This is a genomic window from Rhizobium sp. 05N430 (genome assembly GCF_056396985.1).
On record NZ_JBFTMO010000010.1, the window covers coordinates 64303 to 83533 of the forward strand.

21 protein-coding genes and 2 pseudogenes are annotated in these 19231 nt (G+C 55.6%); 15 read left to right on the forward strand and 8 right to left on the reverse strand.

The features are described from left to right. Positions 1-440: 440 nt before the first annotated feature. Entirely contained in the window at positions 441-818 is a 378-nt protein-coding gene (locus tag AC1DJO_RS19945; RefSeq protein WP_112390508.1) for a helix-turn-helix domain-containing protein, read from the forward strand. A gap of 1088 nt (positions 819-1906) precedes the next feature. Here AC1DJO_RS19945 and AC1DJO_RS19950 read toward each other — a convergent pair. Then, on the reverse strand, positions 1907-2407 hold the full coding sequence (locus AC1DJO_RS19950) for a cupin (RefSeq protein WP_477972707.1): 501 nt from the start codon (positions 2405-2407) through the stop codon (positions 1907-1909). A 1254-nt stretch (positions 2408-3661) separates the two neighbouring features. Here AC1DJO_RS19950 and AC1DJO_RS19955 point away from each other — a divergent pair. Beyond that, positions 3662-5071 (forward strand): Dyp-type peroxidase, encoded by a 1410-nt coding sequence (locus AC1DJO_RS19955; RefSeq protein ID WP_112390510.1) that lies wholly within the window; start codon positions 3662-3664, stop codon positions 5069-5071. A gap of 144 nt (positions 5072-5215) precedes the next feature. Here the strand turns inward: AC1DJO_RS19955 and AC1DJO_RS19960 are convergent, their stop codons facing one another. Then, positions 5216-6199: a L,D-transpeptidase family protein gene (locus AC1DJO_RS19960; RefSeq protein WP_477972709.1), complete on the reverse strand. Its 984-nt coding sequence runs from the start codon at positions 6197-6199 to the stop codon at positions 5216-5218. A gap of 186 nt (positions 6200-6385) precedes the next feature. Further along, positions 6386-7273 carry an adenylate/guanylate cyclase domain-containing protein gene (locus AC1DJO_RS19965; protein WP_477972607.1) on the reverse strand — a complete coding sequence of 296 codons (888 nt, stop codon included), beginning with the start codon at positions 7271-7273 and terminating at the stop codon, positions 6386-6388. Positions 7274-7478: 205 nt separating this feature from the next. On the opposite strand from AC1DJO_RS19965, the pseudogene AC1DJO_RS19970 reads away from it, so the two are divergent. After that, positions 7479-8222, forward strand: a pseudogene (locus AC1DJO_RS19970) (NAD(P)-dependent oxidoreductase); the annotation flags it as partial. A gap of 84 nt (positions 8223-8306) precedes the next feature. Next, positions 8307-8522: pseudogene (locus AC1DJO_RS19975) on the forward strand (hypothetical protein); the annotation flags it as partial. On the opposite strand, the gene AC1DJO_RS19980 reads toward AC1DJO_RS19975, so the two are convergent. From AC1DJO_RS19980 to AC1DJO_RS19990, 3 genes are all read right to left on the reverse strand, one after another. After that, on the reverse strand, positions 8482-9054 hold the full coding sequence (locus AC1DJO_RS19980) for a response regulator (protein ID WP_477972609.1): 573 nt from the start codon (positions 9052-9054) through the stop codon (positions 8482-8484). The pseudogene AC1DJO_RS19975 and the gene AC1DJO_RS19980 overlap by 41 nt on opposite strands. A 168-nt stretch (positions 9055-9222) precedes the next feature. After that, positions 9223-9477, reverse strand: a complete 255-nt coding sequence (locus tag AC1DJO_RS19985; RefSeq protein WP_112390514.1) for a hypothetical protein — start codon at positions 9475-9477, stop codon at positions 9223-9225. A gap of 61 nt (positions 9478-9538) precedes the next feature. Continuing rightward, positions 9539-9784, reverse strand: coding sequence for a DUF982 domain-containing protein (locus AC1DJO_RS19990; RefSeq protein WP_112517540.1), 246 nt, complete (start codon positions 9782-9784; stop codon positions 9539-9541). A 121-nt stretch (positions 9785-9905) separates the two neighbouring features. On the opposite strand from AC1DJO_RS19990, the gene AC1DJO_RS19995 reads away from it, so the two are divergent. The 4 genes from AC1DJO_RS19995 to AC1DJO_RS20010 all read left to right on the forward strand — a co-directional run bounded on the left by AC1DJO_RS19995 (position 9906) and on the right by AC1DJO_RS20010 (position 12744). Further along, positions 9906-10217 (forward strand): hypothetical protein, encoded by a 312-nt coding sequence (locus tag AC1DJO_RS19995; RefSeq protein WP_112517643.1) that lies wholly within the window; start codon positions 9906-9908, stop codon positions 10215-10217. Between the two features lie 266 nt (positions 10218-10483). After that, positions 10484-10627 carry a DUF1127 domain-containing protein gene (locus AC1DJO_RS20000; RefSeq protein WP_112390516.1) on the forward strand — a complete coding sequence of 48 codons (144 nt, stop codon included), beginning with the start codon at positions 10484-10486 and terminating at the stop codon, positions 10625-10627. A 258-nt stretch (positions 10628-10885) separates the two neighbouring features. After that, positions 10886-11263, forward strand: coding sequence for a response regulator (locus AC1DJO_RS20005; RefSeq protein WP_112517541.1), 378 nt, complete (start codon positions 10886-10888; stop codon positions 11261-11263). Between the two features lie 791 nt (positions 11264-12054). Beyond that, positions 12055-12744 (forward strand): AprI/Inh family metalloprotease inhibitor, encoded by a 690-nt coding sequence (locus AC1DJO_RS20010; RefSeq protein ID WP_112517542.1) that lies wholly within the window; start codon positions 12055-12057, stop codon positions 12742-12744. 80 nt (positions 12745-12824) lie between these two features. On the opposite strand, the gene AC1DJO_RS20015 is transcribed toward AC1DJO_RS20010, so the two are convergent. Next, the gene (locus tag AC1DJO_RS20015; RefSeq protein ID WP_477972613.1) at positions 12825-13865 is read right to left on the reverse strand and encodes a phosphatidylglycerol lysyltransferase domain-containing protein; all 1041 of its coding nucleotides are present in this window, start codon (positions 13863-13865) and stop codon (positions 12825-12827) included. Between the two features lie 143 nt (positions 13866-14008). Here AC1DJO_RS20015 and AC1DJO_RS20020 point away from each other — a divergent pair, with 143 nt between their 5' ends. The 4 genes from AC1DJO_RS20020 (at position 14009) to AC1DJO_RS20035 (ending at position 17125) form a co-directional block, all read left to right on the forward strand. Further along, entirely contained in the window at positions 14009-15145 is a 1137-nt protein-coding gene (locus tag AC1DJO_RS20020; protein ID WP_477972614.1) for a flavin-containing monooxygenase, read from the forward strand. Positions 15146-15325: 180 nt separating this feature from the next. Then, positions 15326-15469 carry a hypothetical protein gene (locus tag AC1DJO_RS20025; RefSeq protein ID WP_162702755.1) on the forward strand — a complete coding sequence of 48 codons (144 nt, stop codon included), beginning with the start codon at positions 15326-15328 and terminating at the stop codon, positions 15467-15469. Positions 15470-15794: 325 nt separating this feature from the next. Then, positions 15795-16286 carry a YciE/YciF ferroxidase family protein gene (locus AC1DJO_RS20030; protein WP_477972711.1) on the forward strand — a complete coding sequence of 164 codons (492 nt, stop codon included), beginning with the start codon at positions 15795-15797 and terminating at the stop codon, positions 16284-16286. A 110-nt stretch (positions 16287-16396) separates the two neighbouring features. Next, positions 16397-17125: a Crp/Fnr family transcriptional regulator gene (locus AC1DJO_RS20035; protein ID WP_477972616.1), complete on the forward strand. Its 729-nt coding sequence runs from the start codon at positions 16397-16399 to the stop codon at positions 17123-17125. A gap of 21 nt (positions 17126-17146) precedes the next feature. Here the strand turns inward: AC1DJO_RS20035 and AC1DJO_RS20040 are convergent, their stop codons facing one another. Next, positions 17147-17671 carry a sigma-70 family RNA polymerase sigma factor gene (locus tag AC1DJO_RS20040; protein WP_112386594.1) on the reverse strand — a complete coding sequence of 175 codons (525 nt, stop codon included), beginning with the start codon at positions 17669-17671 and terminating at the stop codon, positions 17147-17149. A 321-nt stretch (positions 17672-17992) separates the two neighbouring features. Between AC1DJO_RS20040 and AC1DJO_RS20045 the strand changes: the two genes are divergently transcribed. The 3 genes from AC1DJO_RS20045 (at position 17993) to AC1DJO_RS20055 (ending at position 19224) form a co-directional block, all read left to right on the forward strand. Beyond that, positions 17993-18226: a hypothetical protein gene (locus AC1DJO_RS20045; RefSeq protein ID WP_477972618.1), complete on the forward strand. Its 234-nt coding sequence runs from the start codon at positions 17993-17995 to the stop codon at positions 18224-18226. A gap of 17 nt (positions 18227-18243) precedes the next feature. Continuing rightward, on the forward strand, positions 18244-18627 hold the full coding sequence (locus AC1DJO_RS20050; RefSeq protein ID WP_112517547.1) for a response regulator: 384 nt from the start codon (positions 18244-18246) through the stop codon (positions 18625-18627). A 429-nt stretch (positions 18628-19056) separates the two neighbouring features. Further along, positions 19057-19224 carry a hypothetical protein gene (locus AC1DJO_RS20055; protein WP_477972621.1) on the forward strand — a complete coding sequence of 56 codons (168 nt, stop codon included), beginning with the start codon at positions 19057-19059 and terminating at the stop codon, positions 19222-19224. Positions 19225-19231 lie beyond the last annotated feature (7 nt).

The following is a 19231-nucleotide window of genomic DNA, read 5'->3' on the forward strand; positions in this document are numbered from 1 at the left end:
CGCATCATCGAGGACTTGATCAAAGGCGTCGGGTCGATAGGCGGGGGTGCCGTCCTTATCTGCGCAACAAGCGCCCTCGGAAGGTTCACGCGATTTTGCACCTCGCCAAGCGATGGAATTGCGTGGTGACAGGTGGAGCTTTTTGCACTCGTTGAAGAATCTCGAACCAATCGAACTCGTCGTGAACATCATAAGGTTCACGCCGGCTACAGCCGTTGCCTTCAACAGGTCGCTTGGAAGCGCTGGGCGGCCGAGCGTCGGCTGACTTGACGAGGAGCCGACGCCTGTCAACGTCTGGCAGCCGGCTAAAACGAAGACTACCGACCAAAACCTCTCGCATAATCAGGGCCGACTGATAGAGTTGGCTTTTCTCAACCAATGGGAGCCGCGACATCGCTAACGTTAGTAATCCAGACCATAACCCACGCCGCGTGACCGACATGGATGCCCTCATCGGAATGCGCCTGCGGGTCGCGCGCCTTTCTGCTGGGTTAAGTCAGACAGTCGTAGCCGACCATCTTGGGATCACATTTCAACAGGTTCAAAAATATGAACGGGGTGCAAACCGCATTGCAGCCACGACGCTCAACAACGTCGCCGCCCTCTTCGGGGTTTCGATCCTTTATTTCTTGGAAGAAGGATCGGGGGAAGTTGCGTCCGCTGAGGTGCCGCTGCGGCCAAAGTCGACAGACTTGGCCATGACCAAACGGGGCCAACGGCTACTGAGATATTTCGCGGCGTCGCCGGACAAGGTTCAAAACGCGGTCTTCAGATTGCTTCAATCCACTGGAGGCGACGAAGGAGAACGCGACGACTGATTGGCGGATGGTTTGATTTATTACCGGCGAGGCCGGCGTTGGCCTCGCCGGGCGCAGTCGTCCAGATTGACGAAATCGACCATCCCGTCTGCCTCTCGGTCTCCAGCGTGTCCAGTAGGATGCCATGAAAATCGACTGCCAGCCTTTGAATATGTCTACGTACTTATCGTCGGCTTTCTCGGAGACCGAGTACCGACGATGGGCATACCCTGATGCTAGCGCCTGATGGGCGTAGACATGCCCGAGTGCCGCACACCCATTCGATTCCGTCAGTGCAGACTCTGACGGACCGCAGCGTCTCTCATGGCGAGGTGTTCGGTAGACAGCGGGGCTTCTTCGCTTGCCCACACCAACATCGCAAGCGCGGCGATAGCCAGGTATCCCAGTTTGCTCGTTAACGCGCTACGCGCAGCTTGAGCACGGGTGCAGCCGGTCCTAGTTATCGAGTTCATTTTGTCGCGCTCGCTCCAGGTTCCTGCCAGGGAACTACCCCTTTATGCAAGTCGGTCCAATCCCCAGATATGGGCTGGACCGGCAGAGCGCCCCGGCTGTGGGCTCAGTCTTCCTAGATTCAAGAATTTCGAACAGCTGGAAAGGTCTGCATTCTGCAACACAGACCGAGATGCAGAGACGCCACTTCACCAATTTTGAGACGTTGCTTCCTAAAAATTGGACACGGATTGGTTCGAAATTCGAATTATTGACTATGCGGACAACTGAATAGCTGTCGACCACGACAATAAGAAATAGGAGTTTCAGTGGGTCTCAATGCTTGCTGTCGTCTGCGGGTCAACAAGATCGTGGCCAAAGGGGTTTGCAGCCACCAGAAGGGCTAAAATCAAGATCGCGGCTGACAAAGAGATCGCGGGAGATGTCATGCTGAACCCTAAGGGAGAGAAACGCGAACGCACTATCTATCGCGCTCACGGACGATAGCTTCCAAGTGTCAAGCATTCGTAAAAGCCAAAGGGTTGCCGACCCATCGAAATCCTTAGACGTGCTAACGATCGCAACTTTCAAACCGACCAGATCTGGCGACGTTCGGTCCGAAAACAGCCTCGGAGTGGGAGTCTCAGGCATCCGACCAACTAGATTAGCCGTGACCATGCGACGACAGCGGGACCGCTGGTCCCTTGCACGGGGTCAGTCTCAGGCAGATGTAGGCGGGCTATCCGGGCGCAAACTGCCTTTGAAGGCCGTGAAGTTTGGATGTCCGCTTCTTGTCCACTGGGATAAGCGCCGACTACCTCAAAATCGTCACTAGCATCAATCCGCATGTGGCCTGTGCCGGCTGGGAGAAGAACACAATCTCCAGCGCTCAAGTTGATTTCGTTCCCATCAGGCCCGCCGATCAGCAGCTTGGCGTGGCCTTTGCCGACGCCTAGCACCTCATGCGCGCCCGAATGATAATGCTGGTAGTCAAACACACCGTTCCGCCACAGTCCCGTCCAGCCATGCGAAGCAAACAGTCTCGCAAACTCCTCCGATCCATCCTTGGTGATGAAGACGCCACGGTAAAGCAAAACGGGAAGGGAAGGGTTGTTAGGAACCCACGCGCTCGCGTCGAAGATCAGTTTTTCGATGCCCACTTGCTGCCTCCGGCCTCCGTGGCTGACAACCTTGCAATGGCTGTCGCCGCTTTGCCCCGTGGTGACGTTCAAAAAAGGTTCCACGCTGCAACGGCGGCCGCGATCCAGAATAATCCACTGACCTCAGCTGCGATCAGATATCCGGCTGTCCGATCGTTCATGCTCTCCTCCATCACTCCCATATTGTGACAATGCAACATGTCGCGTGAAGGTTCCCCCGTCTAGGTCCTTAGCGAGGCCGCTCGCTGTCGATGCACCAGGCTACCGCCTCAAGTCACTAGCGTTTTAGTAGAATTTTGAAACTGAAACGCACCCATATCGCAAGGGGGACAAGTGCAAACCGTAATCCCTGCGTCACCGCCGTGGATCCAATCACTTGAGTGCACCGGCCTAGCTCGACTTGGCCGGCATGACCGAGACGGCCATCGGTCGTCACGCTTCAGCAATTCAAAAGAAAGCCCCGCTTGTGGCGGGGCGAGTCGCGAGAGTGACATAGCCGGCAGAGGAACAAGCCAGCGCCCCATAAACGCGGGTTGACCTGTATTGGTTCCTTGCAGGACCGTTCGACGAACATTCGGCAAAAAGAGTTGCTTCGAAAGTTTTGATAGGATCGCGCAAAAATTTGGCTCAGACCGCAGCCCAAACATCGTCAATGTGATAACGATTACGAGGACGCCCAAACCTCCAAAGGCGTTCCGTATGCACACACTGCTGACCGAGATTTCCATGTGGTCGCTGGAGTGTCATTGCGGCTTTGCAAGGAGAGCCGGGGACATCCTTTGTCTTTCCAACCGGGCCAGCGGATCACTACGCCCGCCCCCCTATCGCCTTTTGCAAAGGAGTTGCCCATGCCTCCGCGTTCATGGGTGGAACGCGTCTCCACCGTTGTGCGATGGGGAGACCATGCCGAGGGAGGTCATTTTCCCGAGATGAAGCGCCCCGTAGAACTGGCAGAGGACACCGAACCCCATTTCGCGGACTGGGTCGAAGTGCGTAAAGACCTGCCTCGGGAGGTAGATTAAACACTATCTCGGTGTCCGGAATTGCGCCGATGCCCCGAGCGACAGCCGGAAAGTTCCCCGGGACAACACCGCGAGTTTGGTCCAGATCAGGTCAAATTCCCCTAAATCTCGAAGGGGGCTAGGTCTTTCCCGCTCAACGCAACTGGAAAATATAAACCCAGAAATCATAGTTGCGTTGACTCTAATACATGGTCAGAGCCTCCATGCGCCGTCTCTAATGGAGGAGCGCAAGATGTCAGTAACGTTGAACACGTCTATATCCTGGAAGAATGCAGCGCCCGACGATGCAACTATGCTGGATAGTCTACAACCCAACATCATAAAAGCTCACGTTCGGGAGTTCTTGACCCTACTCTTTCTCCAATTCGACGATCAAGCGGGTTCGAAGAGCTTTCTCAAGACTTTATCGAATTCGATGATGAAATCGGCCAAGCAACACCTGGACGARATCGAGGCGTTCAAGTCAACGCCGCCTGTGGCTGGAACACCCTATGTCGGCGTTGGTCTCACAAAGAAGGGCTACGACAAACTCGGAATAACCCAGACACCGGGCGACAGTCTCTTTGGTAGCGGGATGCAGATGTCCGAGCTAAACGATCCCGATGCCAGTACCTGGGACCCGTACTTTGGCGATGACATTCACGCCGTTGTCCTTATCGGAGATATGCTCAACGAGACAAAGGTTGCTGCGCACGACCAAGTCGTCAACCTGATCAACAGCTCCTACGGCGTCAAAATTGTCGGCTCGCAGGATGGGTTGGGCCTGCACAACAACAACGGCCAAGGGATCGAGCATTTCGGCTATGTCGATGGACGCAGCCAGCCGCTCTTCCTCACAGAAGATATCGAGGGCGAGGAGAACGGGACCGATGGGACCGCAAACTGGAACCCCGACTTCCCGCTTGGCCAGGTCATCGTCGCTGATCCGGCGGCCCCCGATCCAACCGTGCATTTTGGAAGCTATTTCGTTTATCGCAAACTCGAGCAAAATGTTCGGCTCTTCAAGGAGGAAGAGGAGAAGCTGGCCGATCGGCTCTTCGGTGCAGAAAACGAAATAGCGGGAGCCATGGTTGTCGGCCGCTTTGAGGACGGCACCCCCGTCACTATGCAGTTCGAAGACGGAGTTGAATCTCCGGTGCCCAACAACTTCAACTATTTCAGCGACAAGAACGGCGCGAAGTGTCCGTTCTCCGGACATATCAGGAAAACCAATCCACGTGGGTCGGGCGGGTTCGAAGATCAGGATGGTGAACGCAAGCACCTAATGGCGCGACGAGGACAGACCTATGGCGTCAGGACTGACAATCCGAATGACGGCCGGATTGACAACAAGCCGGACAAAAACGTCGGCCTTCTGTTTATGGCCTTTAACAGCGATATCGGCAACCAGTTCGAGTTCACGCAAAAGAACTGGGCGAATAACCCAGGTTTCCCACGGGTGCCGGCCGGCTTTCCTTCGCCCGGTGTCGACCCCGTTATCGGCCAGATGCCGAGTGACGGCCAACGCCCAGACATGGAGGGAACGACTGAGTGGGGAAATCCCGCTGCCCTGATGACGACACCCGCTGTGCAGCGAGCCGTCACCATGAAGGGTGGAGAATACTTCTTTATGCCGTCACTGGCCTTCCTTAGGGCCCTCTGAGGTAAGGAGGTCAGCAATCATCGCCGACCTCCTTTTTTCACCACGGCTGCTGCGGTCTATCAAGGCACTCAACACAGCTCAATGCTGACAATAGGGCGATTTAAGCTAGGTGACCCAGGCCGCGGCATAAGCGTCGCCAACATTCTACTGGTCAAACTCGACAATGACCCCAGGTTTGACCATGCTGCTCAGCTCTTCGACGTCCCAATTCGTAAGCCGGACACATCCGTGAGAGCCGGCCTTGTCGATCAGTGACGGTTCTGGCGTACCGTGGATGCCGTAGGTCGGTTCCGAAAGATCGATCCAGACGGTGCCCACCGGGTTGTTAGGACCGCTCGGAAGTGTGAGTTTCGTCTTGTTCTTGCCTTGCTGAAAGTTGATTTTGGGATTGTAGACATATGGCGGATTGCGAGCCACGCCGTTGACCTTGTGCTTGCCTGAAGGGGAGGGATTATCCTCGCTGCCAATTGTCGCGGGATATATGGCCAGGACTTTGTCGTTCGCATCGTAGGCAACAAGCTCGCCTGCCTTGCGATGCGCCTCAATCCGCTTAACGTTTCCTGTTCGGGGAGCGCCGATTACGGCCACGGACAACGTTTCGCCAGGGACAAATTGCGCTGTCGGGTTCAGCGCATACATAAGGTCGACGTCCATATGGAAACGCTCAGCCAATTTTTCGGCGATGCTGGTGTACCCTAGATGGGTCATTTTTGCCTGTTCGGCGTAGTCTTTCGGAATCTCTGCAACGATGTCGTCGCCGTCATCAGGGGAAATGATGTAGGGCCCGACGACGCCCTTATCATCGGAAAGACGCGCTACAACGTCAGCGTCCAACTTCCCGTCGACCGGAAGTCCCTGCAGCATTTCGAATCCCGAGATGGCTTTCCGAACATTTGCGCCATCCAGTCCGTCAATGACCCCCGGAGATGCGCCAGCACGATCTAGCAACACCTGAAGGTGAATGGTCACGGGATCGGGCTGGTCGTTCGGCGCGCTTTCCTTGCTAATCTCAGACGAGAAGGATGAGAGATCAGCGTTATTAATCACCTCGCGCGATAAATCTTGAGCGTGAACTGCTCCCACCGACGCGAGGGAGATGACGGAGTTGAGAAGGAATGTTTTCATCATTGCGCCTAATGCTGCCAACCCCTCTGATGTTCCATCGTCGCTCACGATCACTGTCGTACGAACGCATGCATTCCATGCAGGTTGCTGCATCTGTTAGATTTTGAGGAGTAATGAAGTCTTGAAGCGATAAGACGTCATCTCGATCGATCCTCGCATGTTGCCCATCGTGCAATCGAGCTTTTGTGCTCACTGCGACTTCTGACCTGTAATAATCTCAGCAAGGCTTACAAATTTCCCGGTCGGATAGCGTCGAAGATAAGCTTCAATCATTTCCGGATTGCCGCTGTCGCGAACGCTTTCCCAAAACGACACCTCCACTGCGGGATCCTCGCTGGTCGTCGGGCCACGATCAAGGCGTGTCCGGGCGAGGTCGGCAAAGGTTCCGTTTGGATAGCGCTCAAGATAGATTCGAAGCTCTGCACCATCATCGTCGTCGCGGATCGACTCCCAGAACGCCACCTCGGCGGCGTCGCCCTCAACGACCATTGTCGCGTCCTTCGACGGCGAGTCGATGGATTTCGGCACTGACAGCATGGGGTCGTATTCCGGGTCAAACAACACCTTAAATACGCGAACCGGCCGGGGAATGTTCTTGACGCTATGCTCCCCCATGTCCTCGAATTTGGCCGCGACCCGATCGCGGAGGTGATCGCGAACACCCCTCGTCACACAGATTCCGCCAATCTCGGCTAAGCCCTCAAGGCGCGCCGCGATGTTGACACCATCGCCAAAAATGTCTCCATCCTTGACCATCACGTCTCCGATGTTGATGCCAATGCGGAAATTCATCTGATGATCTGGCGCCTCATCGGCGTTCGCGCGGCCGATGGCAAGCTGAATTGCTATCGCGCAGTTGAACGCCTGGACGACGCTTGGAAATTCGGCAAGGACACTGTCGCCGGCCGTTCCGAATATCTGGCCGTTCGCACTTTCAATCAGCCCATCGACCACTGTCCGATGGCTTGTGAGTATTGCAAGGGTTCGCTCTTCGTTGACATGCATCAGCCGCGAGTAACCCTCGACGTCCGCGGCCAAAATCGCGGCGAGTTTTCGTTGCAGGGGTGGTGCTTCCAAGATCGATCCGATCCGACGGTTCGTGTTTTCAATAGAATGTGTAATCTCGCAAGGTTGTTCCGCGACATGGTCTAACGGCGATCTTTGCCCTAAAACGAATGCCCTTTAGCTGACAAGACCGGTTCCCCACGCTTGCACCAAACTCTGGCGCCTCTAGTTTCGAGATGAACAAGAACGCTGGAGAGATGCCGTGACGAAGATCGCAGTGATTGGAATGGGTGCGATGGGCAGTGCTGTGGCCAGGACACTGCTCTGCTCGGGCGCAGAGATCGTCACTCACCTTGAAGGTCGCTCGGCTCAAACACGAGAACGGGCGACGGCTTCGGGGATCAAGGACACTGATCTAAAAGCACTGCTGGCGTCGGACATCATTCTGTCCATCGTTCCGCCATCACAGGCATTGGCTGTAGCCGAACAGATAGGCAGGCTAGCGCGTGCAGAGAAGTCTGTCGGCGTCTTTATTGACTGCAACGCCGTGTCGCCAGAGACGGTGGCCAAGGTTGCTGATGCTTTCGATCAAAGCGGCACGATCGTGCTGGATGGCTGTATCATCGGTGGACCGCCGGAGCCGGGCAAGTACGGCCCACGCCTCTATGTCAGCGGGGGAGCCGGGCAGGTTGTCCCGGTCCTCGTGGAATACGGTCTCGATGCTCGTTTGATAGATAGCGGCTTGGGTGCAGCCTCTGGCCTGAAGATGAGCTATGCGGGCATCAACAAAGGCTTGATTGGATTGGCGACCACGATGCTCTTGGCTGCGGCAAAGAGCGGAGCTGACAGGGCGCTCATGTCCGAACTGGCTGAAAGCCAGCCCCAGCTTTTGGCGAAGCTTTCGACAAGCATTCCTGATATGTATCCGAAGGCTTATCGCTGGGTGGCCGAGATGGAAGAGATCGCCGCCTTCCTCGGCGCGAATGCGCCTGGTGCAAGAGTATTTGATGGGATGGCGGCCGTTTTTCAGAAGATGGCGGTCGACAATTCGGGTGAGCAGGGACTGGCGGCATCTTTATCCGAAATGCTGGCGATGGGATCACCCGAGGGCAGTATCAATCGCTACGATGCACTCAGCAATGGGAACTTTGATGCCGGCAGCAACGGCCTCGGGGCCGTTCCGAGCGCTCGCCAACGGCAGGATGAGGCGGAACTGGAAGACGAATTAGAGGAGGGGCTCGAAGGCAGTTTCCCGGCCAGTGACCCTGTCTCGGCGACCGTCAGCAGCATCCCGAGCCGAGCCAGGGCTTCTGAGAACTGATAGATGCGGCCGATCCAAAGCAGTTGTCGTAGATCGCATCATCGATCTCGAGGCCGGTAGCAATGGCCCCGCAGACTGTTTGCGAGGTCGGCTGGCAGGACACCGCTCGCGATGGAGACGGACGATAGGCCCTCGATTGCGGCCCATCCATCGCCCGTTCAAAGAAGATTTCTCCCCCGATCAGGACTTGATCAATTCCTGTACCCGCTTCGTGTGTGTGCATATGTCGAAAGACTTGGTGGTGACCTGCATGCCGGGTTCGAGATGACCATGCCCGAGAACCCCGGTTTCGGCATAGCCAGTCCATGAACATGACTTTGAGTTCGGGACGAAGCTCACACGCCGCGTCGGCGACCCGCCGGCCGTTCATTCCGTTCGGTAGCCCGACGTCTGTGATCAGGAGTTCAATCCTCACGTCCGGACGCAGCATCTTTAATCCTTCCGGACCGTCACCGGCATCCAACGTGCAATAGCCGGCGTCCTCGAGTACATCGACGACCAGCATTCGGACCAATGCCTCGTCGCCAATCACTAGTACGGTCTCTCCACTCTCGGACTGGAAGTCGCTAGGTTCCGCCTTTGCGGTGGCCGGACTGGCTTCCGCAGCCGCGTGACGAGGCAGGAAGATCGTAACGGTGGTCCCTTCCCCGACTGCGGAGTACTGGCTGACGATGGTTGGGAATACGCGATGGCCTGATGGTTATTCGGCGGCCCTGCTTCTATGTCGCTCGATCACCTCTCGCCATCGCATCACGTAACCATTGACGATGGCTCTATTCACTCCGGAAGCCAGCAATCGTTTTTCGAGATCGTTCGGGTTGAATTGGCCGAGGGCGGTTCGCTCTGGGTAGTGTTTGAGAGTGTACCGAAACAAATCCTCCCAGCTGCGGCGAACTCCTATGGACTCGTCAGCCAAGTCTTCACGGCACAGATTAATGACCTCGATCAGCGTCACGATGTTCTCCAGTCCGCGGGTTCTTTCACCAGTCTTGCTGGTGCCCGGTGACGCTGCAATCTCAGTCCATAGAGATGTTTGCTTCCTTCGCGGCGGCGATAAATGCAAGCCGCGCGTCTTCGTGTGGCACCCTGCGATCCATCGCTGCGAGGCAGATTTCCTGGGCGGCCCAGAAAGCCTTTCCGGAAGTGACTGGCCATCGCGAAATCAGAAGGTCAAATGCGGTCCGCGTGTTCGAAACAGGTATAAAACCCGATCGTGGTCTGATTTGCACTACAACTGTCTTGGACCAGCCCGCCAAAGTCATGAGAGTCCAATGTCTCCGATGTCGATATCAGTCCGTAACACGTTCGGCGAACATACGTTCCGGATCCGGAGGGAACATTAGGGACGGCCAGCCCTTAGACAGAGATTGAATGGAGATCGTTATGTCGGACAAGAGCACGAAGACCGTTACCGCAACTTTTCAGACACGCGAGGGTGCCGACCTCGCTATCGAACATATGGTCCAGCACGCGGGGCTAAACCGCGCCGATATTTTTGTGGAAGCCGGCGGCCACTCGAACAGCTCGGGAATAATACCAAACGGTGGCGATGCTCCCTCGGTAGACCACGGCACTAGAATGGATGCTGCGCTCGACGGCGAAATCATCGTCTCGGTAATGGTCAAAGCCGACCAGATTCCGACCCTCCATCGCATCTTTGGCGACGCCGGCGCAATCCACGTTTCCAGTCGCTAGGGCTTCGCTCAAAGAAGGAGCGATCAGCGCGCTGCCGTTCTCATGGGAGAGTACGACGGCAGCGGCGGCAAATCTTCTGCCATGGTTGATCCACGCAACAAGGTGACTTGATGACTTTTTAATCAGGCTATGCGCTTTCTGCATGGCTGGGATCGCGCCTTAGCGCTGCAAAATTAGCCGGACCTCCATTACATAATAGCCATCGAGACAAACGAAGCGCCAAGGACTGGCAGCTGTGTTTCGAAAGCCCACGAAAGGGGATAGTCATGAACGTAGCACGCACTCTGAAGAACTGGCGCAAGTATCGTCAGACGGTCTCCGAACTGGGCCGCATGTCCAATCGCGAACTCCACGATCTCGGTATTGATCGCAGCGACATCCGCAACATCGCACGTGCTGCCTCTCTCTAACCGATAGCGGACAGCCAATTCTGGAGCGCCTGCCGATATTCGGCGGGCGCTTTTTCATTATTCACTGATGTTTCAAATCGGCTTCTCGTCGTACCGGAATTTCTGGCGATATGCCCTGCGCGACCCAACCTTTTCTTGCAACGCAAAGACATATCTTTATTTTTATTGACAACTTGAACCCGAACAGCTTGAGGACAGTTATGTTCGCAACCGTACAATCGGTCGAGTTTGCCTACGACGTATTCTCACAGAGAAGAAATGGCAGTGAACATTCAACCTATCGCCGTGGTTGTCGTAGAGGACGAGCCACTCCTGCGGATGTCGATCGTCGGTGAGCTTGAGGACGAGGGCTTCCTTATTTTCGAGGCGTCTAACGCGGACGAAGCTATTGCCATCATTCAGGCGAATCCTACGATCCACGCTTTGTTCACCGACATCGATATGCCAGGCAGCATGGATGGGATTAAGCTCGCCGCCTTCGTTCGCGACAGATGGCCGCCGATCAAGATCATTTTGACGTCTGGGCATCATGACCTGGCGGGCAGTGCGTTTGACATAGATGGAAAATTTCTTCCCAAGCCATACAAGGCCACTGAGGTGGCAAATCATATTCGGCAAATGACGGCGATCTGCTGAGGGGGAGGTGGACCGTCGACCGCCTCGGATCAATCGGTCGCCGATGCGGTGTTCGTCCGCTAATGGACGATGTCAAAGTTAATTGGCAGTGCTGACCGATGGGCCTATGTTGGATCGTCGGTCGGAATGCAATGGCAGCGACCGCTTGGGAGTTGGTACCAGCTCTCGCCCCTCTAACAGGGCGGGCGATCTATGTCGGAGCTATTCCGCGCGATTTCGTTCAATGATGACGTGACCCCGGTATTCGAGGCCATGGCTGAGTACTGTGCAACGCACCGCGTCACTCCGGACAGCATGGAGGGATGCTCCTTGGCATCGCGCCTATTCGACCTTTTGCAGGCCGGATATACGACCAAAACCGAGTTGTTGGCGGCTTTGGGCGAGGCACGGCCATGTTAGTGGTTCGCACGATCCCCAACGCACCTCATCAATCTCTTCCCCCTATCACGGGGCAACCCATGAAACAGCAGCTGTTGATCTCATTCTTCGGGGAGGGAGTTTCGTCGGCAGGGTACCGAGCTCCGGACGACGGATTTTGAGGCTTTCATTTTGCACCGTCCTGGGCGTCCGGTTTAGCAGATACCAACCCTAGCTCCCAGAAGCTGTCAGGTTTCAGAAACGTCGTCCCACAGTGAGGTTTCGACCTCCCGTTTAGGGAAAAGTCCTCGCATCCTCGAAATCCATCGTATTGGCTAGCCCGCCAATGCTCGCCCAGAAGAGACGTCCACTCTGTACGGCGTCGGGCTAACGTGACACTTTGCGATCGACGCAACGAGGCGACGGGGGATTTCATGTTTGGGCTCCGAGGTATTTCTCTGGCAATTGTCAGTGCCTCACTCAGTATTTTTGCTTCACCCGCGCTGGCGCAGGTCAGCGACGACATCGTCGAGGCGACTACGGGGACCTGGCTCATCGCTTCCGCCGATGGTTCGCTCGGTTGCAGAGTGCAACTGTCAAAGGACAAGACGATCGGTGGATACGCGCTAACTGAAGAAAGTCCGTGCGGGCCGCCATATCATGACATGCTTGCTGCATGGGACTTTGCCGAACCTGGCATTGTCTTCCGCGATGCCACTCGGAAATCCGTACTCGGTTTCGAAGAACAGGAGGGCGGACCGTGGCGCACGCCGCTGGAGGTCGAGCCGGCGGTCTACTTGGTGCCCGAACCAGGCACAATGGAAAGAGTACCCACCAACAAGGCTGTTTCCGGAACGTGGGCTCTGTTGGATCGAAAAGGGAAGACACTATGCCATGTCACCCTACTTGATACTCCAGCGGCGGGCTACGACGATGCAAACGCCCTTGAACTCTCCAAAGACTGCAATGCCACTGTCCGAAAGACCAAAATTACCTTTTGGCAGATTTCCGAGATTTATCTGTCCTTCTCCGCAGGAGAGGAATCGTCTTACGGCTGGATGCCAGCTGCCGACGGCTTCGTGACCGATGATGGAAAGTACCGGCTTCAACGGGAGAAGAGGTAACACAACGACCGGACGGCGCGGTGACGATTGCCTCGCCCAGGATGGCTAATCCACCCGCTTTGAACTCGCAAAAAGCGTTCTTAGAGGGTTTTAAGAAGCCGAAGAAGAGCAAGAATCTCTAAGGGCGTCCGCCGTTTGAAGGCGATGTACATCGGTTCCTCGTCGCCGTGGAACCTTCGTTTAAAGGCGGCTTGACCTTGGAGATTGAAAATATGGGTATTCACAGCACGGGAGTCGAAAGCACGCTTGAACAGGCTTCTCCAAAATCCACTTTCCAAAAATCCGCTTCGCCCGATGGCCGCAAGAGGCGAGAGGCCTAATGTCACAACAGCGCGTCCTTCCTCCCGAAAGCGGTCCGCCGCGAACTTAGTCAGCCCGATTTCGGCGTGGGATGTCGTCCCCGTGAACTTCCGCTTGAAGGCGGCGGTATATCCAGTCACGGCGCCATTACTGAAGAGCGGATCGAAATCGAGGATTGCGACAGGACGGTTGTCCGGATCAAGGATGAGGAAGCGGCGCATGTCTGGTGACAGGGCACTTAGAAAAGGCCTGTTGAGGAAGCACATTTCCCGCCGGTTGACGATTCGACCCGATCTCCAGTCTTCTGAAACGGCTTCGATCTGCTCTTGCGTGGTCTTCGTCCCATCGCATTCGACTATCGAGAAGCCTTTTTTGATAAGCCAGCGCTCAGAATAACGTACCGTCTCGTTTCGCTTGCCAGCGAAGTCATGGGTATCAAGTGTGAGACGGGTGTCCACGCCCATGCGATTGACGCGATAACCGAGCCCAGCCAGCACGGAAGCCGTCTGCGCTCCGATCTGAACAAAACAGGGGCGACCTGCGGCTTTCACAAAACCTTCAATGTATCTACGTCTTTCGATCGGGGCGGCCACCGGATCACCAAGGACAAAGGCGTGGCCCATCTTGGTGGCGTAGGCCAAGTATCCGCTATCATCGCCGTAATGGCGCAGGTTTCCCTGAACCGCTGTCGAATAAGCTAAGGAGAAATCTCCATGTTTTCGACAGAGATCGAGCTTTTCTTCGTTGGGATATGGCGTGTTCGGAAGGTTAGCCACGCGGCGATCGAACACTGAATCGATGAAACTGCGAACACCCGGCATCTCGAATCCCCCGCTGGAAGCCAGCATCCTAGCAGTGCCAGAGGCAACATGAGTTACCTAACGCGAATACTGTTTTAGGGGATTCTAAATGCGCTTTTGGCCGAACACTGTTGCTATTCGGCACGGGCGTGCGATGTTGTGTGATGGAATCTGATGACACAATCGAGAAGGCCGTGATCGTCGGGGGAGGACTCGCGGGACTGACCGCCGCGTACGAGCTCAAACGCGCAGGTATAGCTGCGCGTATCTTCGATAAAGATGATGAGATTGGTCAAACTTGGCTCGATCGCCATCCCCAGCTGTCTCTGAATACACACAGGAGCGTGTCCCACCTGCCGCGCTTGGAGTACCCCCGTGGAACGCCGGCCTTTCCACGAAGGACAGACGTAGCGGTTCATCTCCAGGAGTTCGCGCGACGGCACGATCTGTCGGTTGAGCACGGTGTGACGGTTTCAGACATTAGGCGAACTGACGACTGTTTCACAATGCAAATCAACGCCGCGTCGGTCCGGGCTCGGAACGTCGTCATCGCGACGGGCAGGGATCGCTACCCCGTCATGCCCATTTTGCAAGGGGGTGACGGCTACCGCGGCTTGCTGATCCACTCATCCCAATTCGGTGATGCCAAGCAGTACGAGGGAAAGCGGGTTCTGGTCATAGGCGGAGGCAATTCCGGTTTCGACGTCCTCAACCACCTTTCTAGGGTTCGTCCGACCCAGACGTGGGTCTCAGTTCGTAGCGGCTCGACTATCCTACCGAAACGTTTGCATGGAATTGCAGTCCATCGATTGTCACCGTTGGTCGCCGCGCTGCCCTCGAAGGTCGCGGACGTTTCGATCGCCTTGACGCAGTTTTTGGCGTTCGGAAGCCTGGCGGACACAGGACTTCCAGCGGCCCACAAGGGTGCAGCGACGCGTCTCTCGAATGAACAAATCGCCATTCCTGTCGATGACGGGGCAATCCGCTCGATCAGGGACGGGCGGACGAAAGTCGTGTCGGAGGTCTTGGGATTTTCGGGAGACATGGTTTCCCTTGCGGACGGCACATCCATCGATCCAGAGATCATAATTGCCGCCACGGGATACGGCGCGGGCCTCGGAAGCCTAATTCCCGCCTTGGACGGAACGGAAGGGGTGAGTATTCGGCAGAGCAACGCCCACGAGGGCCTATGGTTTGTTGGTATGACACCGGGCCTAATCAGCTATTTTCACAATGTGCGGCGTGAGTCCCGTCAGATAGCCATTGCTATTCGCGCACGAAGATATCGTCAGTTCACCTAGACTTCGTCCGACGTGTTGTTGCCTTCAAAACGGGATCGCCCGAGCGAATGCCGTGGCCTGGCAGCGCCTGCTGCTCCTTTAGCCTCTTGTGGTTGTCCGGTGGCGGACGAAACTCGCGTATTAAGCCTCGGTTAAGGTTCGTTAGCAAACATGAATATATATTTGCAAATGGAGGTTTGAATGTCGCAGGCTCATCTGATCGATCATCTTGAAGCAGCCAAGAAACTTGCCGAACTCAGCGATCAACCGTTCGTCGCCTACTTGATAAAGATGGCAAAGGACGCCGCGATTAAGGCGGAGTCCGAGCGAAGACGGGTCGCGTAGATGGCTCTATTGCAAGGCGCTTGTCTGCCAGGCAGCTCTGCCTCAGAACCTAGCGCAGCTTGGCCTCACGACGGCTACTGGCGATTGAGTGGCAGGACCAGCCGTTTCGAAATTGCCCCACTGTCAACAAGCTGACCTAGTCGCGGCGTTGGAAGGAACTATCCATGGTGGTCCCAGTTAGGGAGTCCCAAGTGCCGGTCAGTTTTTAGTGACCGCTTGGTGGCGCAGGAGTGGATCGTTGTCTGTGAGGTGTTCGCTTAACATGCTCACTCATCTCGATGTCCCTACGTCGAACGCCCCAACGACGATCAAAGGGAACGCGAAAATGGCAGGATCAAAACACCTTAGTGACCTCCTCTACGAAACGATAAAGGACATTTATTTCGCGGAGAAGCAAATCCTCAATGCTCTTCCGAAGATGGCCGATGCTGCACAGTCGGTGGAGCTGAAGGAAGCTCTCGAGACCCATCGTGCACAAACCGAAGTGCACGTCCAGCGATTGGAAGAAACCTTTGAACTCCTCGGCAAGCCGGCCGATCAAAAGACCTGTAAAGCCATTCTCGGTATCATCGATGAAGGCAAAGAGGTCATCGAAGAACTTCAGGGGACCGACGCTCTCGACCCAGGACTGCTTGCCGGCGCGCAGGCAGTGGAACACTACGAGATCAGCCGCTACGGTACGATGGTGACCTGGGCTAAAACGCTCGGTCTGGATGAGGTTGCACACCTCCTTGCTCTCACTCTCAATGAGGAAGAGGAGACCGACGAGTTGCTGTCGGAAATCGCTGAAACGACCGTCAATGCGGCTGCGGCCTGACGGTTACGGCCGCGTGAAAACCGCAGCCGTCCATCTACGATGAGCGATGAGACATATTGCTCCACCTCGACGCGACGTTTCGTGCTTTGACCCCTGGAGGTAGAGCGCTTTTGGACCACATCCGCCATTCGACCCAAAATCTGCTGCTACAAAGCATGCCGGACACCACATACGAGAGGTTGGCATCGCATTTCGAACGCATCGACTTGCCAGCCAATCACCGATTGGAAGAGGTCCACCAGCCGATAGACTTCGTCTACTTTATCGAGAGCGGGCTCGCTTCCGTTGTCGCCCAAACACGCGATGGTCTGCAAATCGAGGTTGGCCTCATTGGTCGTGAGGGTTTCACAGGCGCGTCGCTTCTCTACGATGACGACCAAACTCCATTCGAGTGCTATATGCAGGTGCCTGGCGAAGGGGTTAGAATAGCGACGCCGATTTTTGCAGCCGCCGTTTTCCAGTCTCATCAACTGAGACGGTCGCTCTTGCGCTATGCGCGGTCCGCCACCATTCAGCTTGCCTACACAACGCTTTGCAATGGCAAGACCCATATCGACCAGAGGTTGGCGCGTTGGCTGCTCATGGTCCACGACCGCATGCTGTCAAGCGCATTACCTCTGACGCATGAGTTCCTGTCTGTCATGCTGGGGGTGAGGCGTCCGAGCGTGACCGACGCGCTTCACGTCCTCGAAAAGCACGGTCTCATCGGCACAAGCCGCTCTATGATCACAATTAAAAATCGCGAGGCTCTCATTCTCTTTGCAGGGAGCACATATGGTCCAGCCGAACGAGAATATCTGAGACTGACTGGGCAGACCCTGGGGCAACGAAGCTGGTAAGGTTCCTTTGACGCTTGCTTGTCACGAAGCTGCAGTCGCCTCCCCCACACTGGCATCTCCCAAAAGGTCGGCCAAGTGGTGGCGAGCCCGAGAAACCCGGCTTTTTATCGTCCCGATTTCGCAACCGCCGGAGTGTGCAGCTTCAATATAAGACACACCGGCGGAGACAAGCATCAGTGCCTCACGCTCGTTGCTGGAAAGACGAAGCAGCGCTGTATTCACGTCAATTGCACGCATTTTCCAGTCCTGACTGGCTGCCACCGGCACATCTTGCAATGCCACGTCGGAAATCAGACCGCAGCTTTCGCGTTTAGCAGCCTTGTATCGGGTGGCGTAAAGGTTGCGCATAATGGTGAACATCCAGGATTTCATGCTCGTTCCGGCAGAGTACTGATCCAGATGTTCAATGGCACGCTTTAGCACTTCTTGAACGAGGTCGTCGGCGTCGTTTTCGTTGGATGTAAAGCGGTAAGCAAATTTCCGTAGAGCCGGCATCAGTTCGACGATTTCGCGGCTATGCGCTGCGCTTGCTGGTAAGTGTAGCATTGACGATCTCCCAAAGAGCCACAACGCAGTGCCAACGTGGACGTTCCCAGAGAATTGCGTACGATAGCGGACGCATATATTTGGTCTCCCGCAATTTTTACATAAATAAATTTGTCAATTACGCTTTAATTATAATAGCTTAGGTAGGGACATAGTAGGCTCCTCGCGGCCCTGCGGCGCTTTCTCGAAGCGACCAACATGTCCGGAAGCGGACAATTCATGCCAAATAACTGGTAATTCGGTGTATCCTGAACATCGGCCGCTGCTACAGGCCGGCCGATTGGGAGAGAACACGCGCGCTCGGCAACAGAAAGCGACACCATGTTAATCGATGACCTCACAGATGCAGAACAACTTCAGCTTTTTCAAGATGTTTTCACCGAGTGGGCCGAGGCTACGGGTAACTCGCTCGAAACACAGCTGGCTAAACAGGCGGCTTCAATTGCCCTCAATCTGATCGCCTTCGGAGCCGCCACTCGCGAGGCGCTCAGCGCCGACCTGCATCGGTCGGTGGAAGTCATCTCCTCTGCATCAAACGACAACATCCAGTTATAGTCTTGAGAGGATTGTTGATGACCTTTAGCGACCTAATAGGAAAACACGTCCTTGTCGTCGACGACGACTATCACCGGGCCAGCGAAACAGTGCTTTCCCTTGAAGATCAAGGAAGCGAAATCGTAGGTCCTTATCCGAATGTGCCGGAAGCAATTGAGGTTATCAATCACGCGGTCGTCGATGCCGCCGTTGTCAGTGTTCGGGTCCAACTCGCAGGCGTGGTCTCCCTAGCTGATCGACTGCTCGCCCATCGGATCCCCTTCGTCTTCATAACAGAAAACGACGAACCGCAGCTGCTACAGCGTTTTGGCAAGGTGCCGGTTTTGAAAGAGCCTCTCAAGCAGGAGCAGATGGTGATCGCATTGGCCATCGCGGTGGCCCAGTCAGCGACCCGCCATTGACGCTCGTTCATAATGAACTTGGAAATGCAGAACATTCGCCGTACTACCTCACGGCGTCACCCCCAGCATCCACCGATGGGCGTATGTTGGATCGTCGGTCGGAATGCAGTGGCAGCGACCGCTTGGGAGTTGATACGAGCTCTCGCCCCTCTAACAGGGAGGGCGATCTATGTTGGAGCTATTCCGCGATTTCGTTCAAGGATGACGTGACCCCGGCATTCGGGGCCATGGCAGAGTACTGCGCAACACACCGCGTCACTCCGGACAGCCTGGATGGATGCTCCCTGGCGTCGCGCCTCTTCGACCTTTTGCAGGCCGGATATACGAGCAAAACCGAGTTGCTCACTGTATTGGGCAAAGCGCGCAAATCTTAGTGTCTCCTACGGTTCCGACGCACCCAACGAATTTCCACCGATTATGGGACGAAGAATGAAACAGTCGGCTGTTGATCTTATTCTTCGAGGAGAGCGATTCGTCGTTCGGGTGACCGAGCAGGATTTTACAGGCATTCACTTTGCACTTTCCTGGGTGTCAGGACAAAGCGTGCGCCTCGGCCTGCGGCTGCCCGGCCAGCCCGCTTTAACCTTAGAATCGTAGTCGTAGC